Below are 13,210 nucleotides of genomic sequence, written 5' to 3'. Positions count from 1 at the left end.
TTGGGATCATTGGCCGTTTCCGGAGGATTGCTGCTCGCGCCGCAGCTCCGCGCGTCGCTGCTGGATGCGCGCACGGATGGCCTGGACCTGCTCATCCGAGGGCGTGGGCGCGTTGTTGGCGGGCGCGCCAGGGGTGGGGGTGTTCGCCGGCGGCTGTGGCGGGCGCGTGTTGGCGGTCTGTCCGGACAGCGCGGGCACCGGCGCCTGCTGCGGCGCATTGGCCGCGGGCTGGCGGCGCTCGGCCTGCTGCGCGCTGGCGTTCTCGCCATTGCCCTGGAACTGCTGCAGCTGGGTGGCGCGCTCGCCGCCCTTGCCGTCGAACACCCGCAGGTCCAGGGTGCGCACGCCCTCGGGGCCTTCGAAGGTGGCGCTGCGCGCGGACAGCGTCACCAGGCGCCAGTCCGGGTAGGCCTCGGCGCTTTCTCCCAGCTTGAAGCGCACCGAGCTGCCGCCCTCGGGCGGTTGCAGGATGGCCAGGCGGGTCTGCCCGGCCAGCAGCACGCTGGTCAGCACGAAATTGAAGGCACCGCCGCCCTCGGCCGGGCCCTGGCCTTCGATGAAGAACGGCTGCGGCTGGCGGTTGTCGGAAAACAGCGGCCGCTGCGCGATGGCTGCGTAGGCCTCGCGCGACTGCAGGCCGATGTCGGCACTAGGCAGGGACGCGGTGCTGGGCAGGGGCGCGGGGTCTTCCGGCGCGGAGGTCGGCAGGCGCGCGCCCATGCCCGCCAGTGCCAGCAACAGCACTAGCACCGACAGGCCGGCGATGGCCGCCAGGATCCAGGTGCGCAGGGTCCAGCCGTCAGCGCGCATCGGCGCCTCCCTGTGCAGGCACGGCCGTGGCGCTGGCCGAGGGCGCCAGGAACCCGTAGAGATCGAAGCTGATGTCCAGGCCGCCACTGTTGCTGCCGCGCCCGGCCTCCACCGGCAGGTAGCTGGTGCGCAGGGCCAGGATGTTGAGGTTGTCCACGAACAGCCGTGGCGCGCCGCTTTCCAACGCGTACAGCACCGATGCCAGCTCCGGCGTGCCGCAGCGCAGCCGCGCCTGCACCACCACGCGCGCATAGCGGTCGGCCACCATGTCCGTCATCGGCGAGCGGTTGGTGATGGCGCAGCTGCGGTTGCCCGGGCTGGCCTCGGCCACCACCTGCTCCAGCCGCTGCACCAGGCCGGCGGTGGCCAGCTCGACGGTCGATTCGGGCAGGAAGCCGGGGCGATCGGCCAGACGCGCACGCAGGGCGGCCAGCTCGCGGTCGATCTGCGGCGCCTGCCGCAGCGCGGCTTCCACCCGCTGGCTGCGCGCCTGGGCCTGGGCGATGCGGTCCTGTTCCACCAGCATCGGCTCGGTCCACCACGGGTGCACGCACAACAGGTAGACCAGCGCCAGTACCGCCAGCAGCAGGGCCAGCGCCAGCCAGCGGTCGTGCTTGTCGCTGCGCGCGCTCATCGGCGCGCCCCCGGTGCAGCCGCGCCAGCCGGCGTGCTGGCCGCGGACAGCCGTGGCGGCGGCACCAGCTCGGCCACCATGCTGAAGCGATCGCGCCGCACCCGCGGGTCCGGCTGCAGGGCACCGCTCAGCGCCGGGTTGCGCCAGTACGGTGCGCCCTCCATGCGCCCGACCAGCGACGCCGCCTCCGAGCTCAGGCCGATTACCAGCAGGCGGTTGTTCTCGATGCTGACCTTCTCCAGGTAAGTGCCATCGGGCAGGCGCTGGGTCAGCTCGTCCAGCACCTGCAGCGTGGCCGGCAAGGCCGTGCGGCGCTGGGCCAGGAAGGTATTGCCGTCGATCAGGTCCACCAGCTGCTGGCGCTTGAGCGCCACCGTGCGCGCCGCCTCGGCGCGGCTGCGCACCTGCGCCTCCAGGGCGGTGGCGGCATCGCGGCGGTTGTCCAGCACGATCGAGGCCGCCCCGAGCAAGGCAATCACCGCCACCGCGGCCAGCACCAGCGAGATGCTGCGCTGGCCGCTGCCACGCCGGCCGCGCTGGGCCGCCGGCAACAGGTTCACGCGCAGCGGCTGATGCAGCTCGTCGAACACGTCCACGCCCGCCAGTTCGCCGCTCAGCGGCGTCAGCTGGGTCACCACGCGCTGCACCGCCTCGCGCGGCACCACCACCAGCTCCACCTCCAGACGCCCGTCCTCGCGCCGCTCCAGCACGCGCGCGTCGTAATGCACCGCATCGGCGGTGAACGGGGTCTGCCGGTCGATCTCGAAGCCCACCACGTCGCGCAGGCGTCCGGCGGCCGCGGCCGGCAGGCGCAGCCGCCGCCGCAACGCCACGTGCGCCGGCAGTACCGCCCAGCGCGGCAGCGCGGCCAGGCGCGCGCCCAGCAGGGAATCGGGAAGCGCCTGCGCCTCGGCTGGCAGCTCGGCCAGGGCGGTCACCGCATCGCCGGTGTCGCGGTCCAGGACCAGCGCCGCATCGCGCAGGTAGATCAGCACGCGGTCATCGCCCAGGCCCAGCACGCGCCGCCAGCTGCGCGGCAGGCACAGCAGCAACGAGCGCTTCCACCATGCCAGGAACAGCCGCACGCGCTCGACCAGCGCAGCCCCTCGGGCCTCCATCGCATTGGCTGGCGTCGTCACGGTGTTCATCGGGGTGCCCACGTTTCCTCCCAGCGCAGCGCCGTATACATCGAACCCGGCACCGGGCCCTCGCCCAGTCGCACCACCGTCCGTAGAACCGCCACGCGTCCATTGGCCAGCCGCGCGCGGCTCTCAATACTATACGTGCCGCTGCCGCGCTCCGCCGCCGGTGCGCCACTGACGCCGGGTAGCAGTCTCTGGGACTGCACCAGTTCGGCGTCCATGCCCATCGCGGCCAGCACCGGCGCCTGCGCAAAGCGCATCTCCGGCTGGGCCAGGTTGGAATAGAGCGTCACGTTGGGCAGCAGGCGCTCGTAGTCCTGCGGGGTCACGCCCAGCACCTGCTGCAACTCGCCCAGGCTTTCGAACGGCGCGTCCTTGGCCCCATAGGGCAAACCGGCCGCGGCATAGTCCGGATCCTCGGCGCCGCCACCGGGCTGGGTCAGCGGATCGCCGTCGCGCCAGTCCACGATCGCCCCGGCCAGCTGTGCGGCGCGCTCGGGCGCGATGCCCACCGCGCGGCACAGCTGGGTCAGCAGTTGCACATCAGCCAGGTTGAGATCGACCTTGCCGCTCTCATCGACGATGCGCACTTCCAGCGCGCTGTCGTGGAAGCGCCAGGCATAGGGCCGGCCATCGGGCTGCCAGTGGCTGCGCGGGTCCATGTCCTCCAGCCGCAGCAGCGCGTACTCCACGCCGGCACGCGCGCTTTCGTAGGCGCCCACGCCATCGATCGCCACCCGCCCCTGCAGCGCCTCCACCCGCGCCGACAGCGCGAAGCTGCCGATCAGCGCGGTGGCCAGCACGATCAGCCACAGCACCAGCACCAGCGCGGCCCCGCGCATGCGCGTCATCGGCGCAGCCCCGACGGCGCGCTGGCCGCGGCGCCGCCGCCATTGCCTTCGGCCAGCGTCACCACCAGCTCCGGCCACGGCGCTTCCTGGCGCGGCTGCACCAGGATGGCCACCTGCACCGGCAAGGCGTCGACCTGGTCCCAGCGCTCCTGCCAGGGGCCCAGGCCACCGTTCTCGGCCAGCCCACGGTAGCGAAAGCGCACGCTGTCCAGGCCTTCGGCCAAGCGCTCGGGAGGGCGCGGGCTGCGCTCGGGCATGGGCTGGCCGCCCTGCACCAGGGTCATGTCCAGCATCAGCATGCCGTAATCGGCATTGGCATAGACATCGTGCAGATAAGGCCCGCCGCGTCCGAGATAGTTGGGCAGATCGGAAACGAAGCGCATGCGCTGCGGCTCGCCGACGAACAGGTACGGCCGCAGCGTGTCGGCCTCGGTGGCAAAGGCGATCGCCCGCGCGCTGGCCAGGCGGCGGCGCAGCAGGCCTTCCACCGCGCGCATGCGCTCGTTGCGCTGGGACATGACCTCCCCGCGCGTGGTCATTGCCGAAATCGACCGGATCGAGGCCAGCGCCAGCGCCAGGCCGGTGGCCAGCAGCACCGTGGCCAGCAGCACTTCGATCAGGGTGAAGCCCTGCGCATGGCGCTTCACCGGGCCGCTCCAGGCAGGCTTTCGGGCCCCTTGACCAGGCGCAGCCCGCGCCATTCGCGCACGGCCGCCTGGCCCTGCTGATCCCAGCGCACCTGCAGCACCAGCTCCATCAGCTGCCGGCTGCCGGCGGCCACTGGCGCATCGCCGCGCTGGGCGGGGTCGCGAAACGGCCGCACCTGCAGCTGCCAGCGATAGCGCCCCTCATCCCAGCTGCCGTTCTGTTCGCCCGGTTCCAGGGGCGCGCCCACCCCGACCTGCGCCAGCAGCGACTGCGCATGCAGGGCCACGCGCCCGGCATCCTCGGCGCCGCGCACCTGGCGCACCGCCCCGGTCAGCGATCCCAGCAGCAGGGTCAGGCCCAGCGCCAGCAGGGCGGTGGCGACGATGACCTCGATCAGGGTGAAGCCGCGCTGGCGCATGCTCAGGACCTTCCCACCCGGCGCAGGCGCACATCGCCCATCAGCCAGCCCACGTCCACGCGCCAGCCGGCATCGCCGGACAGCAGCTCGATGCGCCCGCCGGTGGAGGCGCCGTCGGGGAAGAACAGGATCGCGCCCTGCGCGTCGGCGGGGGCGGCCGCGCCAGCCGCCTCGCGCGCACCGGTGAAGGCCACCGACAGGGCCGCGGGAATCTCGCCGCGGCGCCCTTCCGCCCCGGTCCAGCGATGCGCGCGCGGCTCGATGGTGAAGCGCTGCGGCTCGCCGCTGGCGATGGCGCGTGCCCGGGTGTAGCGCAGTTGCGCGGCGATGTCCTGGCTGGCCGCACGCAGCTGCATGCCGCGCATGCCACCGCTCAGCACCATCCCCGCCAGGGCGGCGGCGATGGCCAGCAGCGCCACCACCAGCAGCATCTCCAGCAGGGTGACGCCCGCGCTGTCGCGACGACGGTGCATGCGCGCCTGCGTTTATTCGTAGCGGATGTCGGCGTTGTAGCTGTCGCCGCCGGGCTGGCCGTCCTTGCCCAGGCTGATCAGCTCGTAGGGCTGGCCTTCGCCGGGCACGCGGTATTCGATGGGGTGGCCCCAGGGGTCGTTGAGCTCGGCCGGCTTGGCATATGGCCCCAGCCAGCCGCTCACGCCGGAAGGCGCGGCCACCAGGTCTTCCAGACGGCTCGGCAGGCGGTTGGTGTCCAGCTGGTAGCTGTCGATCTTGCCGGCCAGGGTCTGGATCTGCGACTTGGCCAGGTTGGCCTTGCCGCGGTCGGCACCGCCCAGCACGCGGCTGCCCACCAGGGTGAGCACCGCGCCGATCAGCACGATGACGATGATGATTTCCAGCAGGCTCATGCCGGCCTGGCGGGCGGGCGAGCGACTCAGCGAATAATGGCGACGCATGGGCGGATCCTCTTGCAAGTGTTGCCGTCAGGGACGTCGGGTGTCGGGGGACACCGCGGTGGGAGAAAGGGAGACCATTGAAACAGGCGCTTCGGTCACGCGTGCAGCGGCCAGGTCCACCTGCCAGCGCGCCAGCGCCACGCCATCGACGTGATAGGTGACCTGCAGCAACCCGCGGGTATCGATGAAGCCGGGTGCGATGGCGCGTTCGACCGACCACGCACGGGTAAGGGTGTCGTGCTCGCGCGGCAGCTCGCGGTCCATCGCCTCGATCTGCGCCGCCTGCGACTGCAGCACCAGCTGCAGGGCCAGGGCATGCGGGGAAGCCGAGGTTGCCTCGGCCGCCGCAGCCGCGCCCGGCAGCAGGCAGGCCAAGGCGGCGAAAAGGAACGCTGGGCGGGCGGGTTGCAGCATCGCGGACTATCCGATGGCGTTGGTCAGGTCGTACAGCGGCACCAGCACGGCCACGATCACCAGGCCCACCACCGAGGCCAGGATCAGGGTGATCAGCGGCACCAGCGCGGCCAGCATGCGATCCATCGCCTGGGCGGTCTGCAGCTCGAAGGTGTCGGCAGTCTTGAGCAGCATGGTGTCCAGCGCGCCGGATTCCTCGCCGACCTGGATCATCTGCAGCGCCAGCCGCGGGAAGCGCTGGTGGCGCGACAGCGCCGTGGCCAGGGCGCGGCCGTTCTTGACCTCATCGGCCGCCGCCTCCACGTCGCTGGCCAGGGCGCGGTTGCCCAGCACGTTGCGCGCGATCCCCAGTGCCGACAGCAATGGCACGCCGTTGCGCAGCAAGGTGCCCAGCGTGCGCGCCAGCCGCGCGGTTTCCAGCTTGGCCAGCAGCGAGCCAATGCCCGGACGCTGCAGCAGCCAGTGGTCCAGGCGGTCGCGGAAGGCCGGGTCGCGGCGCTTGCGGTCCAGCAGCAGCACCGCCACGCAGGGCACCACCACCAGCAACAGCCACCAGTCGCGCACGAACAGGCCCAGGGTCAGCACCGCCTGGGTGAACCAGGGCAGCTGCACGTCCAGGCTTTCGTACATCTGCGCGAACTGCGGCACCACGTAGCCCAGCAGGAACAACAGCGCCGCGCCGACCACCACGAGCAGGATCGCCGGGTAGATCAGCGCGTTGATCACCCGGCCCTTCAAGGCACGGCTGCGCTCCAGGTAATCGGCCAGGCGCTGCAGCGTATCGTGCAGGCTGCCGCCGGCTTCGCCGGCCCGCACCATGTTCACGTACAGGCGCGAGAACGTGCCGTGCTGGCGCTCCAGCGCGGCCGACAACGGCGCACCGCCGCGCACGGTGTCGCGGATGTCGCCGACGATGCGCTTGGCGCGCTCGCTCTCGGGCAGGTCCAGCAGGATGGTCAGGGCGCGGTCCAGTGGCTGCCCCGCGCCCAGCAGGGTCGCCAGCTGCTGGGTGAACTGCACCAGCCGTTCGCCATCGAAGGCCTTGGCCGAGAGCAAGGTGCGCAGGCTGCGCCCCCCGCCGGCCCCGGCCAGCCGCGCCTCCATCGGCAGGTGACCCTGCTCCTGCAGCCGCGCGATCACCTCGGCATCGCTGGCCGCCTCCATCTGCCCTTCCAGGATTTCGCCCTGCGCGTCCAGGGACTTGTAGCGGTACAGGGGCATCAGCAGTTCCGGGACCGGGGACCGGGGACCGGGGACCCGGGGAAGGCAAAGGCAGAAGTGCGCGCGCGTGTGCCGGACAGGCAGGCGCGCATGCGCCTGCAGTGGACGCTGTTTCCCGGGTCCCCGGTCCCCGGTCCCCGGTCCCGGCTGCTCAACACGCTGCTCATGCGTCCTCGGTCACCCGCAGGACTTCCTCCAGCGTGGTGTAGCCGGCCAGCGCCTTGGCGATGCCGTCCTCGTACATGGTGCGCATGCCGGCCTGGCGCGCCAGCTGCTCCAGCTCGCCCATGCCGGCATGGCGCATGACGGCGCGGCGCAACTCGTCGTTCATCACCAGGAACTCGGTGATGGTGGTGCGGCCCAGGTAGCCGGTGGGCGCCAGCGCCGAGGGCTGCGGGCGATACAGGTGAATCGGTCCGTCGGGCTGGTAGCGACGCAGGCTGAATTTTTCGATCTCCTCCGGCGAGGCGACATAGCGCTCGGCATGGGTCGGCTCCAGCCGGCGCACCAGGCGCTGGGCGAGGATGCCGTTGACCGTGGAGGTCAGCAGATAATCCTCCACGCCCATGTCCAGCAGGCGGGTGATGCCGCCGGCTGCGTTGTTGGTGTGCAGAGTGGACAGCACCAGGTGGCCGGTCAGCGCGGACTGGATGGCGATACGCGCCGTCTCCAGGTCGCGCATTTCGCCGATCATGATGATGTCCGGGTCCTGGCGCACGATGCTGCGCAGCGCGTTGGCGAAATCCAGGCCGATCTGCGGTTTGACGTGGATCTGGTTGATGCCCTCGATCTGGTACTCGACCGGGTCCTCGACGGTGATGATCTTGACGTCGGCGGTATTGAGCTGGCTCAGCGCGGTGTACAGCGTGGTGGTCTTGCCCGAGCCGGTGGGGCCGGTCACCAGCAGGATGCCGTGCGGCTGCTCCAGCACGCGCAGGAACTGCGGCAGGAACTCGTCGGTGAAGCCCAGGCGCTGGAAGTCGAACACCACCGTTTCGCGGTCCAGCAGGCGCATCACCACGCTCTCCCCGTGCGCGGTGGGCACCGTGCTCACGCGCAGGTCCAGCTCCTTGCCCTGCACGCGCAGCTGGATGCGGCCATCCTGTGGCAAACGGCGCTCGGCGATGTTGAGCCGGGCCATGATCTTGATGCGGCTGATCACCGCGGCGGTGAGGTTCACCGGCGGGCTTTCGCCCTCCTCCAGCACGCCATCGACGCGGTAGCGCACCTTCAGGCGGTTCTCGAACGGCTCGATGTGGATATCCGAGGCGCGCAGCTCCACCGCGCGCTGGATCACCAGGTTCACCAGGCGGATGACCGGGGCCTCGGAGGCCAGGTCGCGCAGATGTTCGACATCGTCCAGGTCGGCGGCCTGACCATCGACGTTCTCGATGATGGTGCCCATGGCGCTGCGGCCCTGGCCGAACCAGCGCTCCAGGGTGTCGTCGATCTCCGCCCCCAGGCCGGCCGCGACGCGGACCTGGCGGCCGGTGGCCAGCTGTACCGCCGAGCGCGCGTAATCGTCGTAGGGCGCGGCCATCCACAGCTGCAGGTGCTGCGCATCGCCACCGACCACGCAGGCCTGGAACTGCTTGAGGAAGCGCAGCGACAGCGCCGGCAGTTCCTCCAGGTCGGGGGCCAGCTCTGGCAACTCGCGCGCGGACAGCAGCGGGATGTCCAGCACCTGCGCGCAGACCTCGGCATGGTCGCGCTCGGACACCAGTCCCAGGCGCAGCAGCAGCGCCAGCAGGCTGCCGCCTGCCTCTTCCTGCACCCGGCGCACCCGCGCCAGGTCGGCGTCCTTCAGGCGGCCGCGCGCGATCAGGGCATCGACCACGCGCAGTTCCGCGGGAGAAGACAGGGTCGCAGGCATGTGTTGCTGAACGGCGTTCACGAATCGGCTCCTTGCGTGGCGCTGACTCTAGCAGCTTGCCGCCGACAGTCGCCCGCGCGCGGCGCCGATCGAGTCACAGAACCCTGAACGACGAACCCCGGCAGGTGCCGGGGTTCGAAGGACTGCATGGCGATAAGGCTTACTGGCGCGCGACCACGCTCACGCCGCTGTACGACGCGGCGCCGACCAGCTTGACGTAGTAGGTGCCCGCCACCGGCGCGGTGAAGCGCACGGTCTCGCTGTTGCCGGTGCGCGCGGACTTGGCGTCGAAGTCGCTGGTGGTCGGCTCCTCGCCCACGCTGACGTAGACATCCACGTTGCCGCGGCCGCCGTAGGTCATGAAGCTCAGCGTCGCGCCGGCCTTGGCCTCGAAGCTGTAGAGCGTCTCGCTGCCGGTTGCGCCGGCGACATTGCCCACGGCCACCTTGTTGACCAGCGGCGTGGCGTCCGGCGCGCAGCTTTCCTCGGTCGGGTCGCAGGGTTCCTTCAGCGCTTCCTTCAGCGCCGCCGCGGCATCGACGATGCCCGAGCCGATCGGTGTGCTGGCCGGGATGCTGACCGGGAACGGACGCGCGGTCTTGATCAGCAGCGCGCTCAGGTCGGCCGGCTTCAGCGGCTCGCGGCCGGCTTCAGCCAGCGCGCTCTGCACCAGGGCGGCCACCGCGGCCACGTGCGGGGAGGCCATCGAGGTGCCAGCCATGCCCATGTAGCTGTAGGCGCCGGAGGTCGGCGTGGTGGTGCCGTTGTAGCCGGCCTGCCACACGTAGCCCGTGGGCGAGCCCTCGTTGACGCCGCCACCGGGGCCGGAGATCTCCACGGTCGCGCCGTAGTTGGAGTAGTAGGCCATGCCGCCGGTCACGCCGGTGGCGCCCACGGTCACCACGTTGTCGCAGTTGCCCGGGGAGTGGTTGGCCGCGTTGGCGCCGGAGTTGCCGGCCGCGATGACCACCAGGCTGCCGTTGGCGATGGCCAGGTCCACCGCATCCTGCTCGGCGGCTTCGCAGGCACCGCTGCCGCCCAGGCTCAGGTTGATGACTTCGGCCGGATTCTGGTTGGCGGGAACGCCGTCCACGGTGCCGCCTGAGGCCCAGATGATGGCGTCGACGATATCGGAGGTGTAGCCGCCGCAGCGGCCCAGCACGCGCACGGGGAGCACCTGCGCATCGTGCGCCACGCCGGCCATGCCGACGCCGTTGTTGGTCAGCTCGGCCACCGTGCCGGCCACGTGGGTGCCGTGCCAGGAGCTGTCATCAACCCGGCACTGGGAGGCGTCGTCGTTCCAGTCGCCGTAGTCCAGCGCGCCCGGCGCGCGCGCATCGGTACCGCGGCGTGAGACGAAGGCGTCGCTGATGAAGTCGTAGCCGGCCAGCAGGTGGTTGCCGGACTTCATGTCCGGGTGGTCCGGCAGGATGCCGGTATCCAGCACCGCCACCACCGTGCCCGCGCCGGTGGACACATCCCAGGCCGCCGGGGCGTTGATGCCGCCGGTGGGGCTGGACAGGTGCCACTGGTACTGGGCGTAGTACGGGTCGTTGGGCGTCATCGCCGGCTGCACGCCCGGCGCGGCGGCGGTCTTGAAGTCGCGGAAGGCGTACATCTTGCGGTCCACCTGCACCGACTCGACGGCCGGGTCGGCCTTCAGTTCGGTGATCAGGCTGGTCAGCTCGGCATCGGACAGCTTGCGCGAGATGCGCACCAGGTCCGAGCCGGTGCCGAGCTTGCGGCCATAGCGCGCGGTCAGCGGCGAGGCGGCGCTGCGACCGGCGGCGCGGGCCTGCACCACGCCTGCGCGGGCGGCGGCCGTGCGCACGGTGGTCAGCTTGGAGGAGACGCTGCTGGCCGCCACATTGCCAGCGCGGTACTTGATGATCAGCCGGTCGCCACCGCCGGACTGCGTCGCCGGCGATGACAGACCCTTGACCAGCGGCGTGTTGTTGGCCGCCTGGGCGCCGGTTGCCGCCAGGCCCGCGGCAAACACGATACCGGTGACCGCTGCACTGAGTTTCCTGATTTTCATCTCGATGGTTCCTTTCGATTGGTTGTACGAGCCCGGCCTGTCCACTGCATCAACCCGCGATTGCCCCTGTCCCTGACCGGCCCGTCAAGGCGCATCGCGACCTGCAAATTGAGCGGTCGACGGCCTTGGCCGCCGACCGCGATCGCCTTACCAGCCGAAGCCGGCACCCACGCCCACCGAGCGCTCATCGCCGCTGAAGGCGCCGCCCACGGTGACGGTGGCGCGCTCGCTGATGGCGCGCTGGTAGCCCACCGACAGCGCGCGCTGCCCGCTCTGGAAGCCGACGCCGACGCCGACGCGGTTGTCGGTGCGGATGCCCGCGGCGCTGACCGCCATGTTGAGCATCGCCGCACTCATCGCGCCCTGGCGGTTGATGCGCTCATCGGTACTGCGGAAGCGCTGGTCGACCTCGCCCCGGACCTGCAGCAGGTCGTCTTCCCACGCATTGATGCGCGCGTCGGTGTAGGCGTTGGCCGAGGACAGCGTCTGCGCGTTGGCGCTGCGCACCTGGCCGACGTTGGCCGCATCGGTCTCGGCCGTGCCGGCGGCCACGTTGGCCACCTGGCGTTCGGCGCCGGCCGCGCCCACCGAGACGGTGTTGGCGCGATCGGCCACCGACCCCTGCCCCAGGGCCACGGCGCCCTGCGCGGTGGCCGAGGCCCCCTGCCCGACCGCGGTGGCCGAGGCCGAGGTGACCTGCGTGCCCTCGCCCATGGCCACCGCATTGGTGGCCACCGCCGCCACGCTGGCATTGGCGCCCACCGCGGTGCTGCCGTCGGCATTGACCTTGGCGTTGCTGCCGATGGCGGTGTCGTTGGGGCCGTGCGCGTAGGAACTGCCGCCCACGGCCGTGCCGGATTCGGCATTGGCCTGTGCCTGGCTGCCGACCGCGGTGGCGCCGCTGGCAGAGGCGGCAGGCGCCGTTGCGGTCGCGGTCGCCACCCCGGCCTCGCCCGCCTCCGCAGGTGCGGCAGTGGGTGTCGCCGTTGCCGCCGCAGCGGTAGGCGCGGCGCTGGCCACCCGTGCGCTCCGCGCCTGCGGTGCCGCAGCGGTGGCGGTGGAGGCCGTGCGCGCATCCAGCTCGCTGACCTTGCTGTCCAGCGCGGTCAGCGCATCGCCCACGCTGTAGTAGCTGTCGCCCTGGATGACGAAGGTCGGCGCAGTGAAGCCCCTGGCCCCGAAGGACGCGCCGCCGCCCAGGAAGGAGGCCACCGCCGTCCCGCCCTGGAACAGCTGCGCCCCGGTGACCGCGTCGCTGCTGGTGGCCGACAGCGTGCCGGCGGAGAGATTGATCAGCCTGCGCGTAGCCGGACCGCCGCGACCATTGCCGCTGCCGAAGGACACCGTGCTGGCTTCGTCGGTCCGCGAGCCGGAGCCGATGGCCACCGATTCCACGCCGGATGCACCGGCATTGGCGCCGATGGCCACCGCGTTCTTCATGCCCGGGCGGACGAAGGAGTTGAAGCCCAGCGCCACCGAGCCCTCGCCGGCGGCATTGGTCTGACGACCGACCGCCGTGCTGTTGCTGCCGGCGGCCTGGCTGTTCACGCCCACTGCCGCGCCACCTGCCCCACGCGCGGTGCTGTTGGCGCCCAGCGCAATGCTGCTCGCCCCGCTGGCCGTCGCCCCGCTGCCCACCGCGGTGCTGTCCTTGCCGGTGGCGCTGGCCACGCCGCCGCCATTGGTCTGCAGGCCGGCGCTGGCCGAAGCCGCCGTGGCGGCCACCGCGTCCAGCTGCGACTTGTTCACCGCGTCGGTGGCTTCCGTACCGGCGGCCACGCTGGTGATCTGCCGCTCGTTGCCGGCAGCTCCCACCGCCACGGTGTTGTCGCGCGTGGCCGTGGAGTTGGCGCCCAGCGCCACGCTGTTATCGCCCAGGGCGGTGCTGTAGAAGCCCACCGCCGTGCTCAGCTCGCCGCTGGCCCAAGTCTCGGCGCCCAGTGCCGTGGCGCCATCGCCCGGTGCGTAGGAGAAGTAACCCACCGCGGTGGATTCGATGCCCTCGGCCGCCGCCAGCGTGCCGTTGGCCACGCTGTAGTCGCCGGTGGCCTGCGCGCCGCTGCCGAAGGCCGCCGAGGCCTCGCCGGTGGCTTCGGTGTTGACGAAAAAGCCCAGGCCCGGGATCAGGTCCACCGGACCGCCCACAGCCACGCTGCTGGTGCCGCCAGCGGTGGTCTGGGTGCCGACCGCGGTGGCGTAGTCGCCGATGGCGTTGGCCACCGCACCGATGGCGGTGGACTGCGCGCC

General features: G+C 71.6%; 13 protein-coding genes. All 13 read right to left on the bottom strand.

The window, feature by feature from the left end:
* Nucleotides 1-6: 6 nt before the first annotated feature.
* Nucleotides 7-810, bottom strand: a complete 804-nt coding sequence (locus tag EPA99_RS15785) for a general secretion pathway protein GspN (protein ID WP_129472209.1) — start codon at nt 808-810, stop codon at nt 7-9.
* Nucleotides 800-1,444, bottom strand: a complete 645-nt coding sequence (gspM, locus tag EPA99_RS15780) for a type II secretion system protein GspM (RefSeq protein ID WP_129472208.1) — start codon at nt 1,442-1,444, stop codon at nt 800-802. Before gspM ends, EPA99_RS15785 begins: the two co-directional genes overlap by 11 nt.
* A complete protein-coding gene (locus EPA99_RS15775) occupies nt 1,441-2,592 on the bottom strand; it encodes a PilN domain-containing protein (RefSeq protein ID WP_241688427.1) in 1,152 nt (383 codons plus the stop codon). The genes gspM and EPA99_RS15775 overlap by 4 nt, the downstream gene beginning before the upstream one ends.
* The gene (locus tag EPA99_RS15770) at nt 2,589-3,437 is read right to left on the bottom strand and encodes a type II secretion system minor pseudopilin (RefSeq protein ID WP_129472207.1); all 849 of its coding nucleotides are present in this window, start codon (nt 3,435-3,437) and stop codon (nt 2,589-2,591) included. The genes EPA99_RS15775 and EPA99_RS15770 overlap by 4 nt, the downstream gene beginning before the upstream one ends.
* Nucleotides 3,434-4,138, bottom strand: coding sequence for a prepilin-type N-terminal cleavage/methylation domain-containing protein (locus EPA99_RS15765; protein WP_129472206.1), 705 nt, complete (start codon nt 4,136-4,138; stop codon nt 3,434-3,436). The genes EPA99_RS15770 and EPA99_RS15765 overlap by 4 nt, the downstream gene beginning before the upstream one ends.
* Nucleotides 4,081-4,503 (bottom strand): type II secretion system protein XpsI, encoded by a 423-nt coding sequence (gene xpsI / locus EPA99_RS15760; protein WP_129472205.1) that lies wholly within the window; start codon nt 4,501-4,503, stop codon nt 4,081-4,083. Before xpsI ends, EPA99_RS15765 begins: the two co-directional genes overlap by 58 nt.
* Before the next feature lie 2 nt (nt 4,504-4,505).
* Nucleotides 4,506-4,976 (bottom strand): type II secretion system protein XpsH, encoded by a 471-nt coding sequence (gene xpsH, locus EPA99_RS15755; protein WP_129472204.1) that lies wholly within the window; start codon nt 4,974-4,976, stop codon nt 4,506-4,508.
* A gap of 12 nt (nt 4,977-4,988) precedes the next feature.
* Nucleotides 4,989-5,417 carry a type II secretion system major pseudopilin GspG gene (gspG, locus tag EPA99_RS15750; protein WP_206733782.1) on the bottom strand — a complete coding sequence of 143 codons (429 nt, stop codon included), beginning with the start codon at nt 5,415-5,417 and terminating at the stop codon, nt 4,989-4,991.
* A gap of 27 nt (nt 5,418-5,444) precedes the next feature.
* Nucleotides 5,445-5,831 (bottom strand): hypothetical protein, encoded by a 387-nt coding sequence (locus tag EPA99_RS15745; RefSeq protein WP_129472203.1) that lies wholly within the window; start codon nt 5,829-5,831, stop codon nt 5,445-5,447.
* A 6-nt stretch (nt 5,832-5,837) separates the two neighbouring features.
* Complete coding sequence (xpsF, locus tag EPA99_RS15740) at nt 5,838-7,052, bottom strand: type II secretion system protein XpsF (protein ID WP_129472202.1); 1,215 nt, start codon at nt 7,050-7,052, stop codon at nt 5,838-5,840.
* A 163-nt stretch (nt 7,053-7,215) separates the two neighbouring features.
* Nucleotides 7,216-8,925 (bottom strand): type II secretion system ATPase GspE, encoded by a 1,710-nt coding sequence (gspE, locus tag EPA99_RS15735; protein WP_129472292.1) that lies wholly within the window; start codon nt 8,923-8,925, stop codon nt 7,216-7,218.
* 160 nt (nt 8,926-9,085) lie between these two features.
* Entirely contained in the window at nt 9,086-10,963 is a 1,878-nt protein-coding gene (locus tag EPA99_RS15730; RefSeq protein WP_129472201.1) for a S8 family serine peptidase, read from the bottom strand.
* 147 nt (nt 10,964-11,110) lie between these two features.
* The coding region (locus tag EPA99_RS15725) for a YadA family autotransporter adhesin (protein ID WP_206733781.1) at nt 11,111-13,210 on the bottom strand (2,100 nt) is incomplete at its 5' end.

This window comes from Pseudoxanthomonas composti (assembly GCF_004122095.1).
GTDB classification, from domain to species: Bacteria; Pseudomonadota; Gammaproteobacteria; order Xanthomonadales; family Xanthomonadaceae; genus Pseudoxanthomonas_A; species Pseudoxanthomonas_A composti.
This window is presented reverse-complemented; position numbering and strand designations above follow the sequence as displayed.